Raw genomic sequence first — 17613 nt, 5'->3', positions numbered from 1 at the left:
AGGAAACGACCATGTCCGACATCCCTCAATCGTCCGAATCGAAGCCCGAACTGCAGGGCGCGACGCTCGAAGGCAACGATCTCGCCGCGCTCCTGAACAAGGAGTTCCGGCCGAAGAGCGACGAGGCCAAAACCGCCGTGCAGACGGCGGTGCAAACGCTCGCGCAACAGGCGCTCTCGCAGACCAAGATCATCTCCGGCGATGCGATCCGCTCGATTCAGGCGATGATCGCCGAGATCGACGCGAAGCTGACCGAGCAAGTGAACGAGGTCATGCATCACCCGGATTTCCAGAAGCTGGAGGGCTCGTGGCGCGGGCTGCACTATCTCATCAACAATACCGAAACCGATGAGATGCTGAAGATTCGCGTGATGAACATCTCGAAGAAGGATCTCGGCAAGACGCTAAAGCGCTTCAAGGGCGTCGCATGGGATCAGAGTCCGCTCTTCAAGCAGATCTACGAACACGAATACGGCCAGCTCGGCGGCGAGCCGTTCGGCACGCTCATCGGCGACTTCTATTTCAATCAGACGCCGCCCGATGTCGAACTGCTCGGCGAAATATCGAAGATCGCGGCGTCCGCGCACGCGCCGTTCATCGCTGCGGCCGACCCGAGCCTCCTGCAGATGGACTCGTGGCAGGAACTCGCCAATCCGCGCGATCTCACGAAGATCTTCGGCACGCCGGAGTATGCAAGCTGGCGCTCGCTGCGCACGTCGGAAGATGCGCGCTATATCGGACTCGCGATGCCGCGTTTTCTCGCGCGCGTGCCTTATGGCGCACGCACCGAGCCCGTCGACGAATTCGACTTCGAGGAAGACACCGGTTCCGCCGATCACACCAAGTACACGTGGGCCAATTCCGCGTATGCGATGGCGGTGAACATCAACCGTTCGTTCAAGCTCTACAACTGGTGTTCGCGCATCCGCGGCGTGGAGTCGGGCGGCGCGGTCGAAGGCCTGCCCGTGCACAGTTTTCCGACCGACGACGGCGGCATCGACATGAAGTGCCCGACCGAGATCGCCATCTCGGACCGGCGCGAGGCGGAACTGGCGAAGAACGGTTTCATGCCGCTCATTCATCGCAAGAACTCGGATTTCGCGGCGTTCATCGGCGCGCAGTCGTTGCAAAAGCCCTTCGAGTACGAAGATCCGGATGCCACCGCCAATGCGGCGCTCGCCGCGCGCCTGCCGTATCTGTTCGCATGCAACCGCTTCGCGCATTACCTGAAGTGCATCGTGCGCGACAAGATCGGCACGTTCAAGGAGCGCTCGGACATGGAGACGTGGCTCAACAAGTGGATCACGCAATACGTGGACGGCGATCCCGCCAATTCGTCCGAGCACACGAAGTCGCAAAAGCCGCTCGCGGCCGCCGAAGTGAAGGTGCAGGAAGTGGCGGGCGCGCCGGGCTACTACACGTCGACGTTCTATCTGCGTCCGCACTACCAGCTCGAAGGGCTGACCGTGTCGTTGCGGCTGGTCTCGCGGCTGCCGTCGGCCAAGCAGGCGGCCTGAGCGCCGCTGACGCACGAGCCCGCGACCGGTTCAGGTCGCGGGCATCTTCAGCACCGTCGTCTGCGATGCATCGCCGATCCACACGGCGCTCGCCGTGAAGTTGTCGTGACCGGGCCGCGCGGCCTCGCGCAGATGCGCCACCATCAGATCGAGCCACGCCACGGGCGTTTGCGCCTGCCCGATGGCGTCGATCATCACGGACTCGTCGAGATATTCCCAGAAGCCGTCGGTGCAAAGCAGGAAGGCGTCGCCGTCGGCGATCGGGAACGGCTCGTCCGACGCCGCGATCGACAGCTCGTCGGCGGTGCCGAGCGCCGAGAAGAGCACGTTGCGCCGGGGATGGCTGCGCGCGTCGCGCGTGTCGAGCAGGTTCGCGTCGATCATGCTCTGCACGAGACTGTGATCCTGCGTCTGCACGACCGTCGCGCCGCGCCGGAAGCAATAGAGACGCGTATCGCCGCAATGCGCCCACGCGGCGAGCCCCGTCGCCTCGTCGATGCCGAGCACAGCGGCCGTCGAACGCATCTGCGCGAGATCGCGCTCGTGTTCCTGCACATCTACGATGGCATCGTTCGCGCGCAAGAGCACGCGCAAGAGCGCTGTGCCGGTAAGCGCAACGCCTGCCGCCGCGACGCGCGTCAGTTCTTCCAGCACGGTGTCGACGACGATGCGCGACGCCGCATCGCCGCCGCCGTGTCCGCCCGCGCCATCCGCGACGACGCTCGCAAACAGCGCCGCGTGCCGCCATTGCGCGTAGGCGTCCTCGTTGCGCGCGCGGCCGCCTCTGTCACTCACGTTTGCGGTTTGCAGTTGCATGTCGTCTCTCTCGAACCCGCGCGTCAATGTCGGCCGCTGCGTTTCAGTTCCTCGATCTGCGCCTCGTAGGCGGCGACGAAAGCCTTGCCGAACAGCGTGTGAAAGTCCTCGGCGGCCTCGCGCGAAAGCTGGCCGTACGTCTCCATGAAGAGATCCCAGCAGCGTGCGCGCCGGTTCAGTCCGGGCAAGAGGCCGTCGAGCATCGAGCGCCCGGACAGCCGCGCCTCGATGCGCTCCGGCTCGAAGCGCTCGAATACGCCGTCGAGCGCCGCGCGCATGCCCGCGACGACGCCGACCTGATGCGCGCGCAGATCGGCGTAGGCATCGTCGAGCGCGGCGGCGGGCGGCATGAAGCCGCGCATCGGCGGATTGAGCAGATGCGCGAGCGCGGCTTCGACGTTCGGAGAAAACTTGAGCGGATTGTTGTCGGCGGCGGCGATCATCGTCGCGCCCGTGCGCATCTCGTGCTTGAGCGCGGCGCGGGCGGTGAGCAGTTCGAGCGTGCCGCGCGTCGTTTCGCGCAGCAGTTCGCCGACGAGCTGCATGAGTTCGGGCGTCAGCGCGTCGAGTCGCACGCCGGGCGCGGACAGGCCGCGCAGGAACGCGTCGAGGAGCGCGCGGTCGTTCGCGGGCAGTGCGGCCGGTGCGCGCGGCGCGGGTGTGACGGGCGCCGGCGCTGCGCGCGGCTTCGGCGGCGTGAACGCGCTGTGCAGTTCCGAACCCGCATCGGATCGCGTGGCGGGCGACTGAACCGGACGCGCGCCACCGGTCAGGCTCGCGAAGGGGTCGGCGTCGTGCGCGGTGTTGGGCTGAGTAACGGGAGCGATAAGCGGCTCGATGAGCGGCGAGGCGCCCGGCGTCAGGTCGAACAGTTCGTCGATCGAGCGTTTCGATGCCGGATCGTCGAGGCCGAAGTCGAAGTCCTCGGCGGGCGCCACGGGTTTTGGCGCCACGCGGGCCGACGGCGGGGCGAGCAGATCGTCGAAGTCGCTTGCGGTGTCTCGCGACGCCGGTGCACGCGGCGCGTCGGGCGCGGCGTCGAACAGGCCTGCGAAGGGATCGTCGTTCGGCGTGTCGTTCGAAGCCGGATTCTCCCAGACGGTTTCTTCCTCGCTCGAAACCTCCGCGCGGAGCTGATAACCGCCGATCTGCACCTCGTCTCCGTGCGCGAGCGGCACTTCCTGGCCGGGGTCGAGCGGCGCGCCGTTGACGAGCGCCGGATTGCTGCCCCGGTCGATCAGCCGGAAGCGCCCCTCGCGCCACACGATCTGCACGTGCAGGCGCGAAACGGTGCGCTCGGCGTCGTCGAGCACGAGCCGGTTCGTCACCGCGCGCCCGATCGTGCCGCCTTCGGCGTCGAAAGTCGCCGACAGCGGCTGACGCTGCGGCTCTCCATTGTGACGTGTCACCGTGAGTGTGAGCATCGCCGTCGGCTCCGCTGGGCGTCCCTCAGTCGAACGAATACACGAAGTCGTTCGCGCTCGCCGACAGGCGTATGCGCGCGAGCGCGCCGCCTTCGGTGAGCCGCGTCAGATACTCCGTGGAAATGCGTGGCAGCACGGTGTTGGTCAGGAGCGCGTCGATCACGCGCCCGCCCGATTCGGCCTCCGTGCAGCGCGAAACGATGAGGCGCACGGCGTCGTCGTCGTAATCGAACGGGATGCCGTGATTGTCCGCGACCCGGCGCCGGATGCGCTCCAGCTGAAGGCGGACGATGTCGGCCATCATCGCGTCGGAGAGCGGATAGTAGGGCACCGTGACGAGCCGCCCGAGCAGCGCGGCGGGAAACACGTCGAGCAGGGGCTTGCGCAGCGCGCGCGCGAGGTCTTCCGGCGCGGGCGCGTTGGCCGGATCGCGGCACATCGACATGATGAGCTCCGAGCCGACGTTCGAGGTGAGCAGGATGATCGTGTTCTTGAAGTCGATATAGCGGCCTTCGCCGTCTTCCATCCAGCCCTTGTCGAAGACCTGGAAGAAGATCTCGTGCACGTCCGGATGCGCTTTCTCCACCTCGTCGAGCAGCACGACACTGTAAGGGCGGCGGCGCACGGCTTCGGTGAGAATGCCGCCTTCGCCATAGCCCACGTAACCGGGCGGCGCGCCCTTGAGCGTGGAGACGGTATGCGCTTCCTGGAACTCGCTCATGTTGATGGTGATGACGTTCTGCTCGCCGCCATAGAGCGTTTCCGCGAGCGCGAGCGCGGTTTCGGTCTTGCCGACGCCGGATGTGCCCGCGAGCAGGAACACGCCGATCGGCTTGTTGGGATTGTCGAGCCGCGCGCGTGATGTCTGGATGCGCTTCGCGATCATGTCGAGCGCGTGGCGCTGGCCGATCACGCGCTTGTCGAGCGCATCGGCGAGATTGAGCACGGCCGCGAGTTCGTTCTTCAGCATGCGGCCGACCGGAATGCCGGTCCAGTCCGCGACCACGCTGGCGACCACACCCGCATCGACGCTCGGCAGGATGAGCGGGGCGTCGCCCTGGAGGTCGGCGAGACGCGCCTTCAGTTTGGCGAGGCGGGCGAGCAGGGCGCCGCGCGACGTTTCCGGCGAAGGCTGCGAGGCATCATCGACGGGGTTGGCATCCACGGCTTCGCCTTGTTCGCGCAACGACGCGCGCAGCGACAGCAGTTCGTCGACGACGCCTTTCTCTTCGTTCCAGCGCGCTTCGAGTTCCCCGAGCGTGGCGCGTTCGCGCGCGAGCGACGCTTCGACATCCGTCGCGCGCGTCCCCACGTCGACGCCGACATTCGCCTCGCGCGCGACGATCTGCGCTTCGACTTCAAGCGCCTCGATGCGGCGGCGGCAGTCGTCCACTTGCGGCGGCGTCGCGTGCTGGCTGACGGCCACGCGCGCGCACGCGGTATCGAGCAACGACACCGCCTTGTCGGGCAACTGCCGCGCGGGAATGTAGCGATGCGACAGCCGCACGGCCGCCTCGATGGCCTCGTCGAGCAGTTGCACGCGATGATGCCCTTCGAGCACCGCCGCCACGCCGCGCAGCATGCGCACGGCTTTCGCTTCGTCCGGCTCGTGGACCTGCACGACCTGGAAGCGCCGCGTGAGCGCCGGGTCCTTTTCGATGTGCTTCTTGTACTCGGCCCAGGTCGTCGCGCCGATGGTGCGCAGATCGCCGCGCGCGAGCGCCGGCTTGAGCAGATTGGCCGCGTCGCCGGTGCCCGCCGCGCCGCCCGCGCCGACGAGCGTATGCACCTCGTCGATGAAGAGGATCACCGGCTTCGGACTCGCCTGTACGTCCTCGACGACCTGACGCAAGCGTTGCTCGAACTCGCCTTTCATGCTCGCGCCCGCCTGCAAGAGCCCGAGATCGAGCGACAGCAGCGCGACTTCGCGCAAGGGCGGCGGCACGTCGCCGCGCACGAGCCGCTGCGCGAAGCCTTCGACGACCGCCGTCTTGCCGACGCCCGCCTCGCCGGTGAGCAGCGGATTGTTCTGCCGCCTGCGCATCAGGATGTCGACGAGCTGACGAATCTCCTCGTCGCGGCCGGTGACGGGATCGAGCTTGCCGTTGCGCGCTTTCTCGGTGAGGTCGGTGGCGTACTTGCGCAGCGCTTCCTGCTTGCCCATGCTGGCCGGGGCAGGTTGCGCGTCGCTCGCGTTCGTGTTCGTCAACGTCTGCGGTTCGGCTTCCTCTTCCTCGATGGAATCCGCGACGATGCGCGCGAAATTGTCCGAGAGGTCTTCCGGCCTGATGCGCTCGAATTGTCGCGAGATGCCGAAGAGCACGCTGCGCAGGCGCTGCGTCTTGAGGATGCCGACCAGCAGGTGGCCGGTGCGCACCTTCGTTGCGCCGAACATCAGCGTGCCGTAGACCCAGCCGCGTTCGATCGCATCGGTGACGTGCTCGGAGATGTCGGAGATCGACGTCGCGCCGCGCGGCAGGCGATCGAGCGCCGCGGTCATCTCGCGAGCGAGCGCGGCGGCGTCCACGCCGTAATGCGCGACGATGCGCTGCAAGTCGGAGCGCGGCGTTTCGAGAATCTGCATGAGCCAGTGCGCGAGCTCGACATAGGGATTGCCGCGCATCCTGCAATAGACCGTCGCGCTTTCGACGGTCTTGTAGCCGAGCCTGTCGAGCTTGCCGAACAGCGCCACGCGACTGATTTCCGCCATCGTCCGACTCCCTTCTTTCATGGGCGCGTGGTGTCCGAAGGCGCGTCCTCATCCGATAAGACGGCGCTGCGGCGTCTATTTTTCAACCCGCTTGCTTTCGATGCCTGTCAGGCGAGATGCGTATCGGCGTCGAGGGCGAGATCGGCGCAATCGGCTTGACGGTCGGCGAGACCCAGCCACGCCGAATAACCCAGACGCCCATAGCGGCCCGGCTGCGCGGCAGGCACCTCGCTCGCGACGAGCACGAGTTGCGCGTCCCACGTCAGTTCGCCGTTCAGGTGCTGGCGAACCAGCGCGACGAGCGTCGGCAGCGCCGCGCCGCCCGGCAAGAGCGACTCGTACTGCACGAGCGTCAGCGGCCCGATCACCAGACGAAACGCATGCTGGCGGTCCCACACGGCTTGGCCCAGCACGGCACCTCGGCCGAGTTGCGCGAGACCGGCCGGGTCCGCCATGCGCGAGCGCAATGCGGTGCGTTCGTCGCGCTGGAGCGTCATCCAGTGACCGCGATACGGCTCGACGCGCACGGGCACGCGCAGCATCGCGGACGTCATCGCTTCGAGGATCTCGGCGGGGCGCGTCTGCATGTTCATGACGCCGGCGAAATGCAGCTTCGCGTGCGTCGACACGGCATCGCGATGGCGGCTGGCTGGATCGGCGAGACCGATCAGCGCGCCCGCATAGAACGCGAAGCGGTCGTTCCCGGGTCGATCCAGTCCGTTGACCGGGCGCCCCTGCGCCCACGCGCGATAAAACAGCAGCAGGAAGCGATGCAGCAGCATATCGAGCAGACGCGCGAACGTCAGGTCGCCATGATGCAGCGCGCGCTCGCGGGCGAAATCGGTCAGATGCAACGGCAGCGGCCCGTTCGGGCCGAGGTAGCCGAAAAAGCGCTGTTCGAGTCGCGGTGCCGGGTCGGCGTCCTTGCGGGTCAGCGCCGCGAGCGGCGCGGGCGCGAAGGCGAGCGAAACGTCCTGCGCGAGACGCAACGGTTCGTCGGCGGGCCGCGCGCCGCAGCCAAGTCGCGGCAACTGCGGCGTAAGTGCCTCGATATGCCGCATCAGTCGATAGAAATCGTGACGATGCGGCGCGGCGGCGACGGCGTCGAACAGGTCGAGCAACGCGCGCAGTGTCTCCTCCCGCGGCGGCGTTTCGCGGCTTTCGTCGGCCGTGGCCGCGCTCAGAAGAGGGCTCTCGTGCCGCATCGCGGAGGCAGGCGCAGGATGTCGCCGCGTGCGTTCGTCGCGAGGACCGTCTGCACGAACGAATTGATCGACACGTAACGCGAGAAGAAGCGGTCGAGCACGCAGCCGAACAGCCACGCGCTGCCGCCCTGAAAAGCGAGATCGTCGACGAGGACATGGATCGAGAGGCCGCGCCCGAACGCGATCGGTCCCGGCATCGGCAGGCGGCGCACGACCGGTTTCGCCTCGACGGATACGACGCCGCCGACCTGGGCGCGGCCAGCCTGATCGGCGGGCGGAACATGCAGCATCAAGAGGGCGCGCAACGCCGCTGCGGCCTCGCGCGGGCCGTTGCCGAGCGACAGATAGTGCAGCGACAACTGGTCGATCAGGCGCCAGCCTTGCCCCGCATCGAGGCTCACCGGCGCCGGACGCGACGGGCCGCTCACGCATTTCACGGCGCACACGGGCGCGGCGATGTCGAGCGAGAAATCGCTCTGCCCACCGCTTCGCTGCATCATGAGCGGCAGGTCGCGATTGGTGCACAGCGTGGCGAACGCCAGTTGACGCAGCGTCCCGCGATACGGCGCGGCATTCGGATCGACGATCGACACATACGTCTCGCTGCCGACGTATTCCGTGCGCGCGCCGCTCTTGCGCCGTCCGGCGGGCACGATGCGCGGCTCGCGTTCGAGGGTGTAGTAGGCGGCGTCGCCCGGGCGGTCCGCGAGAAAATCCGCATAGAACGGCAAGAAGGTCTGCTCCGTATCGTCGTGCGCGCCATAGCCCGACACGGCGGTGACCGAGTGCACTTCGAAGTCGAGCGGATGCGTGCGGTCGGGGATCACATGGAAGCGCGCGTTCGCTTCCGTCACCAGCGCGCGGTCGGCCTGCTTAGGAAAGAGATTGATCGCAGGCACGCAGTCGAGCAGCACGTGCTCCTTCGTGACGATGCGCTCGAGCGACGCCGCGCCCGACGCAAAGAGCAGCGTCAGTTCGATTTCGCGCGCCGGGAACGACGGCAGGACGTTCGCGAGCCCGTCGATACGCGCAAAGCGAAAGCGTTCGGGCAGCGCGAAATATTCGTGCAGCACGCGATAGCCCTGAAACGCGTTCGGCGTGACGGGCAGAAGCGCTTCTTGATCGGTGAAACCGGCCGGCGTCACGGCATCGCCGGGCAGGGCGGCCAGGGCGCGGCTGGGGCGCTCGGGCGTCGATACGACGACGGCAAGCGTGTCGCCCACGACCAGTTCGAAGAGCCGGTACGCGGTTTCGTCGCCGCCAGCGAAGTAAAGGCTCAACGCATCAAGACGCAGCGCGTCGAACGACAGACCTTCGGGCGTCGCAAGGCGGATGCGCAGCGCGCCCTTGACGCGAGGCGCGAGCGCCTGGGTCGCGGGCATCGCGGCGAGCGGCAAATCCTGCACTTGCGCCAGATAACGCGCCTCGGTCAGCTCGATCGGCCAAAGCCTGAGGTCCGCGCTGGTGCGGAACTCACAGGACGTCGTCTGCCCCGGCGCGCGGCTCGCGAAAAGCGCTGTATGGCGCGGCACCGTGAAGCCTTCCGCGAGATTGGGACTCGCGAGATCGGGCGCCAGACGCGCGATCAGCATCGCGGGCGTCGGACAGGCGGCCTGCGGCAAGACGACGTGCGTCAACTGCTGCGTGAAGCGCGGAAACTCTTCTTCGAGCTTCAACTGGACTCGCGCGGCGAGAAACGCGGTGCCTTCGAGCAAGCGTTCGACATACGGATCGGCCACGTCGATGCCGCTCATCCCGAGCCGCGCGGCGATCTTCGGGAACTGCTGCGCGAACTCCGCGCCCATCTCCCGCAGATGCGCAAGCTCGGTGTTGTAGTGACGAAGGAGACGCGGGTCCATGAGTATGCCCGGGCGTCAGCGCGCCAGTTCCATGACCGTGATGCCGCCTTCTTCGAGATCGATCTGCGTGCGCAGCGCGAATTCGAGCGGCACCGGCTGCGCCCAGAGCATGCCGCGGATCACGAGCGCGATCTGGTTATGCATGTCGAGCACCGAGCGGTCGAGCACCGGTTCGATTTCGAGCGTCGCCGGATCGATGCGCGGCTCGAAGCGTTCGATTGCATGGCGGATCGCCTGTTCGAGCAAGACGGCGTCGATCGTCGATGCGAAGCGCCCGGACAGACACGGCAGGCCGTAATTCAGCACCGACGCGAACGCGTGCGGATAGCGCTCTTCGGCGATCGCATCGCCGAGATTGGTCGTGTTGAAAAGCCACGACACGTCGCGCAGCACGGCCGAGCGCAAGCCGCGATGCGTCATGAAGCGCTCGCCGGGAGGATCGGCGCGGGTCGCGGGATCGTGGTCGATCAGGCGGTCGAGCAGCGACGGCTGAAGGCGTTCTGCTGCTTTGGGCTCGTTCATCGGCACGGTTTTCCCGGTTCATCGCGGTCCGGCTGGACCCGCGTCAACTCACGCGACGCGCGGACACGTCGAGCGCAAAGGTCACTTCCGCACCGCGGCTTCCGGTCGCGGTCTGCGGGGCGCACGTCATCGTGATCTGTTGCGCCGACAGCTCGAAAATCTCGCATGGCCGCGCGAGCCGCGCGCTCGTGTAGATCTGGTAATTGCGGATGTACGCCTGTTCCAGCTTCATCGAAAGGAACTCGATCTGCGTGCCATGCGCGGTGCCGGCCGACTTGAAGCACTTGATCTGCGCGAGCGTGAGCAATTCGGCTTGCGCACAAAGTTTCGCAAGCACAGGCGACGCCGAATCCACCGTCTTGATCACGCCGAGCGCCGTCACGCGCATGTCGCTCGCGTTGAGTGCGGCGGCATGCGGCGCGGCATCGTAGCCTTGCGCCCAGCGCCAGCCGTGGATCTGCATGGGCGTGTCCCAGTCGCCGCGCTTGTCGGCTTCGCCCTTGACCGGCGTGTTGCTGCGCTTCGGGACGACTTGCAGGAACATGTCGTCCGCTTCCGTGAGCGCGAGCTGATCGAACTGGCGCAGGCTGTCCAGCGTGAGGATGCTTTCGAAGCGCTGATCGCGTACATCGGAGCCTGGCATCGTCCTGATCCGGTAAGCAGGGTGCTGATGACAAGACGGCAGACACCGCGCGATTTTTAACTTCAAAAAACCGGCGCCCGCATTCGTTTACCGAGTGATTCCATGCGGACCGCGTGCGCGACGCATGCACCACGAATACACGATGACGACGGAGGACCTCATGTCTACGACCGATTGCTATTTGAAGATCGACGGAATCGACGGCGAATCGAAGCACAAGGGTGCGGAAGGGCAGATCGAAGTGCAGACCTGGGACTGGGACGTGACCAACGCCAGCAGCCCGACGGTCGGCGGCGGCAGCGGCGTGGGCAAGGCGCATCCCGGGATGTTCACGTTCATGCACTTCTACGACAAGGCTTCGCCGACGCTCGCAAAGAGCTGCGCGAGCGGCAAGCATCTCGCAAGCGCGAAGCTCACCGCGAGCAAGGCGGGCGAAGGGCAGAAGGAATTCCTGACGGTCACGATGAAGCAGGTGACCGTGACGAACATCGCGGTCGGCGGCGGCACGGGCGGCGAAGTACGGGAAACGGTCAGCATGATGTATGCGGATATCGAGTTCGAGTACAAGCCACAGGACGATAAGGGCGCGCTGGGCGGCGCCGTCAAGTTCGGCTGGGACGTGCGCAGCACTGAAACCCGCTGACCCTCACGCCGATTCGGCAGGACGGTGCGTCGATGGCTAGCAACGATGCCGATACCGCGCAACCGCTCGTCACCGTCGATACGCCGTTGTCCGACGAGTTGCGCTTTCTTAGCCTGCGCGCGAGCGCCGAACTCGGGCGCATGCCGCGTTACGAACTGACGTTCGTCTCGAAACGCGCGGACCTCGACATCGGCCGGATACTCGGCAAGCGCGTGAGCGTCTCGCTCGGCGTGCCGAAGGCCAAACCGCGCGTTTTCGGCGGGTACGTGGTGGGTTTCCGGCAAACCGGGATGCGCGGACGTCTTCATGTCTACGAGGCCGCGGTGCGACCGTGGCTATGGCTGCTCGCCCGGCGTAGCAACTGCCGCATCTTCCAGAACAAGACGGTGGAAGAGATCGTGAAGGCCGTGTTCGCCGATCCGGTCTATAAGGGCCTCGAATTCGGCGAAATCAAATGGAAGGCGAACGCGCGCGCACATCCGCCGCGCGAGTACTGCGTGCAGTATCGCGAGTCCGACTTCAACTTCGTGAGCCGGCTGCTCGAAGATGAAGGCATTTACTACTGGTTCCAGGACAAGGACGGCAAGGAATCGCTGATCCTGACCGACACGCTCGCCGCGCACGAGAGCGTCGCGGGCTGCGAATCGCTACCCTATGGCGCGACGATGGCCGCCGCGCCCGATGTCGAATATGTGAGCGAGTGGCGCGTGAACCATGTGATCGAAACGCGCAACTGGCTGCTGACCGACTACGATTTCAAGCACCCGTCGCGGCCGCTGCAAAAGCAGGCGGTCAAGCACATGCCGGGTTTCGATGCGTTCTCAGGGCTAGAGAATTTCGATTATCCGGGCGGCTATGTGGAGGCCGATCACGGCGAGAGCCGCGCGAAGTCCAGAGCGGACGAACTGCGCATAGAAGGCAGCGTCCCCGACGATCCGGATATCAACTGGCATCAGGCGGATGCGCGCAGCAACGGCAAGAGCGTGCGCGCGGGCACGCTGCTCAAGCTGGCGCGGCATCCGCGCGCGGATCAGAACGTGCAGTATCTCGTCACGCGCACGCACTATGAAATCGACCTCGCCGACTACGAAGCCTTCGACGGCGCGCAGACCAATCGCTGCGAGTGCTGGTTTTCCGCGATCGATGCAAAGCAGCCGTTCGCGCCGGCCCGCACCGCGCGCAAGCCGTTCGTGCAGGGTCCGCAGACGGCATTGGTCGTGGGGCCGGGCGGCGATGAGATCTACACCGATCAATACGGGCGCGTGAAGGTGCAGTTCTTCTGGGACCGGCAAGGCAAGCGCGACGAGAACAGTTCCTGCTGGATCCGCGTATCGCAGCCGTGGGCGGGCAAGGGCTGGGGCGCGATTGCGATTCCGCGCATGGGACAGGAAGTGATCGTCGATTTTCTGGAAGGCGATCCGGACCGGCCGATCATTACGGGCCGCGTCTACAACGCCGAGCAGATGCCTCCCTACGATCTGCCGGCCAACATGACGCAGACCGGCATCAAGAGCCGATCGAGCAAGGGCGGCAGCGGTGCGAACTGCAACGAGTTCCGCTTCGAGGACAAGAAGGGCGCCGAGCAGGTGCTGCTGCATGCGGAAAGGAATCAGGACATCGAGGTCGAAAAGGACGAGACGCATTGGGTCGGGCACGATCGAAAGAAGACCATCGACAACGATGAAACCAATCACGTGAAGCATGACCGCACGGAAACGGTGGGCAACAACGAGAAGATCGACATCGTGATGAACCGGACCGAGACGGTCGGCGTCGACGAGCGCATCACGATCGGCGCGAACCGGACGAAGACCGTTCATGCGAGCGAGACAGCCACCGTCATGTTGCAACGGACGCACAGCGTCGGCATCAACGAGACCATCACGGTGGGCGCCGCGCAGGAAGTGACCATCGGCGCGTTCCAGGCTGTGACCGTCGGCGCCTATCAACTGGTGACGGTCGGGGCGTATCACAGGGAAACCATCGGGGCCAGCCAGACGGTGAGCGTCGGGTCCGATCAGACCGTTAGCGTTGGTGGAAATCAGTCGACGAGCGTGGGCGGTGATCAGACGCTCAACGTAGGTGGCGGGCAGACGGTCAGCGTCGCGAAAGATGCGGGCGAGTCGATCCAGGGCGCACAGTCGAGCACGGTGGGAAAAGGGCGAACGACGTCGGTCGGCGAAGACGATGCGCTTAGTGTCGGCAAGAACCTCACGATCAACGCGACGGAATCCATTACCCTCGTCACGGGCGATGCCAGCCTCAGCATGAAGAAGGACGGGACCATCCACATCAAGGGAAAAGACATCACGGTCGACGGCAGTGGCAAGATCAATATCAAGGCGAGCAGCGATATCGTGATGAAAGGCTCGAAGATCTTGCAGAATTGAAGTGCTTTAGACATGCCTGTGAAAAGCGGCGTCATCGTTTCACACGATCGAAAGAAGGTGATGACATGAGCTATGTCAGCAGCAACTACAAGCAATCGTCCTCGGCGCCAAAAGAGCGTTGGGTCTGCGCGCCTACGTGGCGACACGAGCCGTATTCGACGCCGCCTCCTCTCAATGTTAGGAACGGGCCGGCTTATTGCGGACAATGCGTGTCGTATGTCAAGGCGGTGTGCCCGCTGCTGCCCAATAAGGATCGATGGAAGAAAGGGGAGGCGGTCAAGAATAACCGCGATATTGGCGAAGGTACGGTCATCGCCACCTTCGACGAAGACGGGAATTACCTGGGGCACGCGGCGATCTATGTCAGCCAGAGCCCTCAGGGCATCACTGTGTGGGACCAGTACATTCGCACCACGCCACCCAAACCCATTGGTCCTCGCGTCTTGCGCTGGCATAACGCGTCCGGAAGCAATAACGGAAACAACTACTATGTGGTGGAGCCGCGCGATTAACTTGCTCGCGGCCGCCGCAGCGTGCTGTTTCTTTTGTCTCAGCACGGTCGCCGCTGCGAAGGTCATTGTCTGCCCGCGGCTTCCCGGTACACGTGAGCTCTATGTTCAGGTCTTCGATGGCAAGCCCGAGGAACTGGTGTCCCTGATGGCCGATCATGGCGATGACCGGCATGGATACTGGAAGCTCGGATACGTGTATGACGAAGGCCGCTCGGTAACGGTTCAGTGCGTGTACGCCAATGAAGAGAGGCGTGATATCACGCTGAAGCGACGTGTCGACATGTGTCGTTACCGGATCGACTCGGCGGGAACCACGAGCTTGCGTTGCGAATGAGCATGGCTGGTTCCTGTCGAGTTTGCTCAAACAAACGGCGTGCCGCGTGGCACGGTCCTGATAAAGCGGCATGGCACACGTCGCTTGAGTTTCCACTGTGGCGCGCCGAGACCGGGCGGCCACTTCAAGTCGACCTGATTCCACTCCTTGCCGCCCGGCAGATACGTATAAGCGCCGAGCAGATCTATGTCGTCGGCGTTTATCGCTCTCGCGAACTCGAACACGTCCACGCCATGTGTCAGATAACCCACGCAGAAGCCGAGCAACGTTTCCATCTGTTCCGGGCTTTTGCCCATCAGAAAGATTTCCGTGCCGAACCAGCCGCCAATCTCGCGGATACTTCCAGGATCGCGCGCCGGATCGTGCGGCATCACCTTGAGGGGCCGATAAGGCGCGGCCGGTTGATCGCGATCAGGGCGTTTTCCTTTTGCTTCGCGAGGTGATCCCAGGTCATGTTTACTCCCTTCCGGCAATTGATGGAAATTGACTGGGCCTTGCGACGACTCCGGACATGGAGTCTGGAAAAGCCAGTCTCAGAAGCAAAGACGAAGCAGTGCGTCTTGGTTCATAAACCGCGCTTGTTCATGATGAGCCGCTTGAAGACGCTTGCCATCAGCATGCGCCTCAGGGGCAGAACCGGAAATTTGAACTTAGCTAAAAGCGGACATTACAACTCTCCAGACCGACGGCCAGGCTTGCGTGTTGGGTTCGGCTGCCTTCGTTGTGCCAATTCCGTGATCACGCCTTGATGTCGTCCTGGGTAAATTCACGCTGCTTCTTCGTGCCCTGCGCGCGTTCCGTTGCCCGAACCGGTTGTCCCTGATTGGTGCGCGCGGGGGAGCCGGAGATGCGCCGGTTGTCGCGTTGCGCCTGAATCGCCTGCGCGACCTGCAGCGCGTGACTCAGGCGTTTATGTTCAACGACCGCGCCCTGGTCGATCTCGGCCCGCCGGTCGTACTGCCTGTACGGTAGCACCCGGCCATCTGCGCGGATCTCGATGCGCCCGTCCGGGTACTCCCACACGTCGATGTAGTGGTGGATCAGTTTGCGGTTCTCCGGCGTGTCATCCAGCAGGTACATCACGCGGTCGTACTGAATGGTCAGCGATTTCGTCACACGTCGCGTCTCGCGCCACGTCATCAGCAGGTCGAGATTCTCGTCACCCCGCAGCGGCCGGTGCGCGTCGAAATCGCTCTTCGGCGGCTTCGCGAAGCGTGCGTTGTAGGCGGCCATGAAGGAGAGCGCATACGCATTGGCTTCGACGATCGTGCTGATTCCGCGCAGTCGCAATTCCTTCACAGCCGGTCCTGCAGCGTCAGGTGGGCGCGCTCGAAGCGACCCTTCGCTGAGCTGCTGTTCGCGCAGAACGTGTCGATGTTCAGCTCGAACATCGCCCGGCCGAAATGCGTCACGCTGCTTCCCGTTTCATGGGCCTTGGCACTGCGAAACACGCTCGCCTTGTCGCTGTAGAACGCGCCAGGCTTGCCGTGGCATTCGATGTACGCCCGCGTTGCCTCGAAATAGCTGAAGGTCGATTCGCTCGCCGTGAAGTGCAGATGCATCAGCCGGCTGGTCGCATCGTCGACGTACACCAACAGCGTGCAGACCGGCGCCCGTTCCTCGAACCAGCGGTGATCGCTGCCATCGATCTGGATCAGTTCGCCCAGACACGCACGACGCGCCCGCGGCTGGTAGATCTTCGGCGGGCGCTGCCGGCGTGGTCTCCACAGACCCGCGTCCGTCATCAGCCGTCTGACCGTTTCCTTGGCCATCCCGATGCCGTGGCATTCCCAAAGCTTCTCGCAGGCCAGCGTCGGCCCAAAATCGGCGTAGCGTTCACGAATGATCGCCAGCGCCTGCTGAGCCAGTCCTTCGTCCAGCTTCCGGTTGCCGCAACGGCCACGTCTGCGCGAGGCCAGTCCCGCCGCACCGGATTCCTGATCGCGGATCACCAGGCGCTCAACCTGACGTACGGTCACGCCCAAGCGTTCGGCCGTGCGACCAGGCTTGAGGCCCATGTCGACAATTGCCTGGATGTCCTTCAGACGGTCGAGTTCGCGCATGTTCAATGTCACCAGTGCGGCTGCATGCATGGCCGGCTCCATAGTCCCGCAGAGAACCGGCAAGCATACCGAGGCCAAGACACGACATTTCTATTTGGCCAGAACACGACATTTCTATAAAGCTACTACATCACGAACTTCGATAATTAGGTTTATGTCAAATGCGATCCGGAATTGCGTATGTTTTTTCCGGTCAACGGGTCAAGCACGATGCTTGTTTGCAATTTGCTCCCGTCTGCGCGCGAGCCGAGCCTTCTCCTGACTTGTGCCGTACTCCGCTTCGACAGCGGTGACAACGCCAGTGATTGCGCCGGTAAGATCCACGCGCACATTGCCTTCGACGAGACAGGTCCAATAGCGTTGGCCCCGACACCAGAGCTTGACGCCGTTACGAGCGTCTCGGTCGCTTAGTCCAAGCGACGCCGCATGGGCAAGCACGTCCTTGACAATCCCAACCTTGAGAGGAACCTTTGGTGCGGGACTGTGCGCAAAGGCGTGCAGGAAATGTCGTTGCAGCATGGTGACTGCGCGCGCGGCTGCGTCAGCAGACGTTCGCGGAGCCTTCGGTGGCTGCTTGATTCCCTTCCGGCGCCTACTGGCGCTGACGTCAGGCGCGATGCGGCCTTTTGCGCTTCGCGCCCTGGTTCAGCTGCGCCTTAAGCGCAACGAGCTGTTCGAGTCCCACGGTGCATGCCTGAAATCAGTCGCCAAATTTTACCAGTCGCCTTCAAACATCACCGTCTTCAAGCCCAAGAACTGCAACCGTTCGCCGCGTGAGCGTGAAGCTGAGGCAAAGGCGACAAAGTTGACAAACACGACAAAAGCGATCATTGTTTTGGTATTGTGTCTCGCATGAGGCCGAACCATGTCCAAGCCAATGCCCGCCATGGAGTTCCCCGAAATCACCGCTGAAGACGCTCATCGTTTCGAACGCGCCGTACGCATCGATGACGAGGATGCCTTCATCGCCGAGCT

The 17613-nt window shown here is 64.4% G+C and carries 15 protein-coding genes and 1 pseudogene; 6 read left to right on the top strand and 10 right to left on the bottom strand.

The genetic code is table 11. The features are described from left to right. The first annotated feature begins 11 nt into the window (after positions 1-11). On the top strand, positions 12-1517 hold the full coding sequence (gene tssC / locus AWB66_RS06375) for a type VI secretion system contractile sheath large subunit (protein ID WP_087629440.1): 1506 nt from the start codon (positions 12-14) through the stop codon (positions 1515-1517). Positions 1518-1547: 30 nt separating this feature from the next. Here tssC and AWB66_RS06370 read toward each other — a convergent pair whose 3' ends face one another. The 7 genes from AWB66_RS06370 to AWB66_RS06340 form a co-directional block, all read right to left on the bottom strand. After that, complete coding sequence (locus AWB66_RS06370) at positions 1548-2333, bottom strand: PP2C family protein-serine/threonine phosphatase (RefSeq protein ID WP_087629439.1); 786 nt, start codon at positions 2331-2333, stop codon at positions 1548-1550. Between the two features lie 23 nt (positions 2334-2356). Further along, positions 2357-3757 carry a type VI secretion system-associated FHA domain protein TagH gene (tagH, locus tag AWB66_RS06365; protein WP_087629438.1) on the bottom strand — a complete coding sequence of 467 codons (1401 nt, stop codon included), beginning with the start codon at positions 3755-3757 and terminating at the stop codon, positions 2357-2359. A gap of 25 nt (positions 3758-3782) precedes the next feature. Beyond that, positions 3783-6467: a type VI secretion system ATPase TssH gene (gene tssH / locus AWB66_RS06360; RefSeq protein ID WP_087629437.1), complete on the bottom strand. Its 2685-nt coding sequence runs from the start codon at positions 6465-6467 to the stop codon at positions 3783-3785. Positions 6468-6574: 107 nt separating this feature from the next. Then, complete coding sequence (gene tssG / locus AWB66_RS06355) at positions 6575-7672, bottom strand: type VI secretion system baseplate subunit TssG (protein ID WP_087629436.1); 1098 nt, start codon at positions 7670-7672, stop codon at positions 6575-6577. Then, on the bottom strand, positions 7648-9531 hold the full coding sequence (tssF, locus tag AWB66_RS06350; protein WP_087629435.1) for a type VI secretion system baseplate subunit TssF: 1884 nt from the start codon (positions 9529-9531) through the stop codon (positions 7648-7650). Before tssF ends, tssG begins: the two co-directional genes overlap by 25 nt. A 15-nt stretch (positions 9532-9546) precedes the next feature. Beyond that, positions 9547-10053, bottom strand: a complete 507-nt coding sequence (gene tssE, locus AWB66_RS06345; protein ID WP_087629434.1) for a type VI secretion system baseplate subunit TssE — start codon at positions 10051-10053, stop codon at positions 9547-9549. A gap of 43 nt (positions 10054-10096) precedes the next feature. Then, positions 10097-10696 carry a type VI secretion system tube protein Hcp gene (locus AWB66_RS06340; protein ID WP_087629433.1) on the bottom strand — a complete coding sequence of 200 codons (600 nt, stop codon included), beginning with the start codon at positions 10694-10696 and terminating at the stop codon, positions 10097-10099. A gap of 160 nt (positions 10697-10856) precedes the next feature. Here AWB66_RS06340 and AWB66_RS06335 point away from each other — a divergent pair, with 160 nt between their 5' ends. From AWB66_RS06335 to AWB66_RS06320, 4 genes are all read left to right on the top strand, one after another. Next, positions 10857-11339 (top strand): Hcp family type VI secretion system effector, encoded by a 483-nt coding sequence (locus AWB66_RS06335; protein ID WP_087629733.1) that lies wholly within the window; start codon positions 10857-10859, stop codon positions 11337-11339. A 32-nt stretch (positions 11340-11371) separates the two neighbouring features. After that, positions 11372-13729 carry a type VI secretion system Vgr family protein gene (locus tag AWB66_RS06330; RefSeq protein WP_087629432.1) on the top strand — a complete coding sequence of 786 codons (2358 nt, stop codon included), beginning with the start codon at positions 11372-11374 and terminating at the stop codon, positions 13727-13729. Between the two features lie 65 nt (positions 13730-13794). Next, on the top strand, positions 13795-14241 hold the full coding sequence (locus tag AWB66_RS06325) for a BPSL0067 family protein (RefSeq protein WP_087629431.1): 447 nt from the start codon (positions 13795-13797) through the stop codon (positions 14239-14241). After that, complete coding sequence (locus AWB66_RS06320) at positions 14219-14575, top strand: STY0301 family protein (protein WP_087629430.1); 357 nt, start codon at positions 14219-14221, stop codon at positions 14573-14575. The genes AWB66_RS06325 and AWB66_RS06320 overlap by 23 nt, the downstream gene beginning before the upstream one ends. 26 nt (positions 14576-14601) lie before the next feature. On the opposite strand, the gene AWB66_RS06315 is transcribed toward AWB66_RS06320, so the two are convergent. The 3 genes and pseudogenes from AWB66_RS06315 to AWB66_RS06305 all read right to left on the bottom strand — a co-directional run bounded on the left by AWB66_RS06315 (position 14602) and on the right by AWB66_RS06305 (position 17157). Next, complete coding sequence (locus AWB66_RS06315; protein WP_125469669.1) at positions 14602-14946, bottom strand: hypothetical protein; 345 nt, start codon at positions 14944-14946, stop codon at positions 14602-14604. A gap of 279 nt (positions 14947-15225) precedes the next feature. Next, positions 15226-16668, bottom strand: a pseudogene (locus AWB66_RS06310) (ISNCY family transposase). 171 nt (positions 16669-16839) lie between these two features. Then, entirely contained in the window at positions 16840-17157 is a 318-nt protein-coding gene (locus AWB66_RS06305; RefSeq protein WP_087629428.1) for a ProQ/FinO family protein, read from the bottom strand. On the opposite strand from AWB66_RS06305, the gene AWB66_RS32830 reads away from it, so the two are divergent. Beyond that, complete coding sequence (locus tag AWB66_RS32830) at positions 17156-17494, top strand: hypothetical protein (protein WP_125469668.1); 339 nt, start codon at positions 17156-17158, stop codon at positions 17492-17494. The genes AWB66_RS06305 and AWB66_RS32830 overlap by 2 nt on opposite strands. The last annotated feature ends 119 nt before the right edge of the window (positions 17495-17613 follow it).

Origin of the sequence: Caballeronia telluris, assembly GCF_001544495.1 — a bacterium.
GTDB lineage: Bacteria > Pseudomonadota > Gammaproteobacteria > Burkholderiales > Burkholderiaceae > Caballeronia > Caballeronia telluris.
The sequence above is the reverse complement of the archived record's forward strand: the minus strand, read 5'-3'. Positions and strand labels throughout refer to the sequence as shown.

Excerpts from the sequence above, each read along its gene's own strand:
- AWB66_RS06325 (WP_087629431.1), top strand. The coding sequence starts at position 13,795 with ATGAGCTATGTCAGCAGCAACTACAAGCAATCGTCCTCGGCGCCAAAA.
- AWB66_RS06320 (WP_087629430.1), top strand. The coding sequence starts at position 14,219 with ATGTGGTGGAGCCGCGCGATTAACTTGCTCGCGGCCGCCGCAGCGTGC.
- tssC (WP_087629440.1), top strand. The coding sequence starts at position 12 with ATGTCCGACATCCCTCAATCGTCCGAATCGAAGCCCGAACTGCAGGGC.
- tssG (WP_087629436.1), bottom strand. The coding sequence starts at position 7,672 with ATGCGGCACGAGAGCCCTCTTCTGAGCGCGGCCACGGCCGACGAAAGC.
- AWB66_RS06340 (WP_087629433.1), bottom strand. The coding sequence starts at position 10,696 with ATGCCAGGCTCCGATGTACGCGATCAGCGCTTCGAAAGCATCCTCACG.
- tssF (WP_087629435.1), bottom strand. The coding sequence starts at position 9,531 with ATGGACCCGCGTCTCCTTCGTCACTACAACACCGAGCTTGCGCATCTG.
- AWB66_RS06305 (WP_087629428.1), bottom strand. The coding sequence starts at position 17,157 with ATGCTGCAACGACATTTCCTGCACGCCTTTGCGCACAGTCCCGCACCA.
- AWB66_RS32830 (WP_125469668.1), top strand. The coding sequence starts at position 17,156 with ATGGTGACTGCGCGCGCGGCTGCGTCAGCAGACGTTCGCGGAGCCTTC.
- tssH (WP_087629437.1), bottom strand. The coding sequence starts at position 6,467 with ATGGCGGAAATCAGTCGCGTGGCGCTGTTCGGCAAGCTCGACAGGCTC.
- AWB66_RS06315 (WP_125469669.1), bottom strand. The coding sequence starts at position 14,946 with ATGCCGCACGATCCGGCGCGCGATCCTGGAAGTATCCGCGAGATTGGC.
- tssE (WP_087629434.1), bottom strand. The coding sequence starts at position 10,053 with ATGAACGAGCCCAAAGCAGCAGAACGCCTTCAGCCGTCGCTGCTCGAC.
- AWB66_RS06335 (WP_087629733.1), top strand. The coding sequence starts at position 10,857 with ATGTCTACGACCGATTGCTATTTGAAGATCGACGGAATCGACGGCGAA.
- AWB66_RS06370 (WP_087629439.1), bottom strand. The coding sequence starts at position 2,333 with ATGCAACTGCAAACCGCAAACGTGAGTGACAGAGGCGGCCGCGCGCGC.
- tagH (WP_087629438.1), bottom strand. The coding sequence starts at position 3,757 with ATGCTCACACTCACGGTGACACGTCACAATGGAGAGCCGCAGCGTCAG.
- AWB66_RS06330 (WP_087629432.1), top strand. The coding sequence starts at position 11,372 with ATGGCTAGCAACGATGCCGATACCGCGCAACCGCTCGTCACCGTCGAT.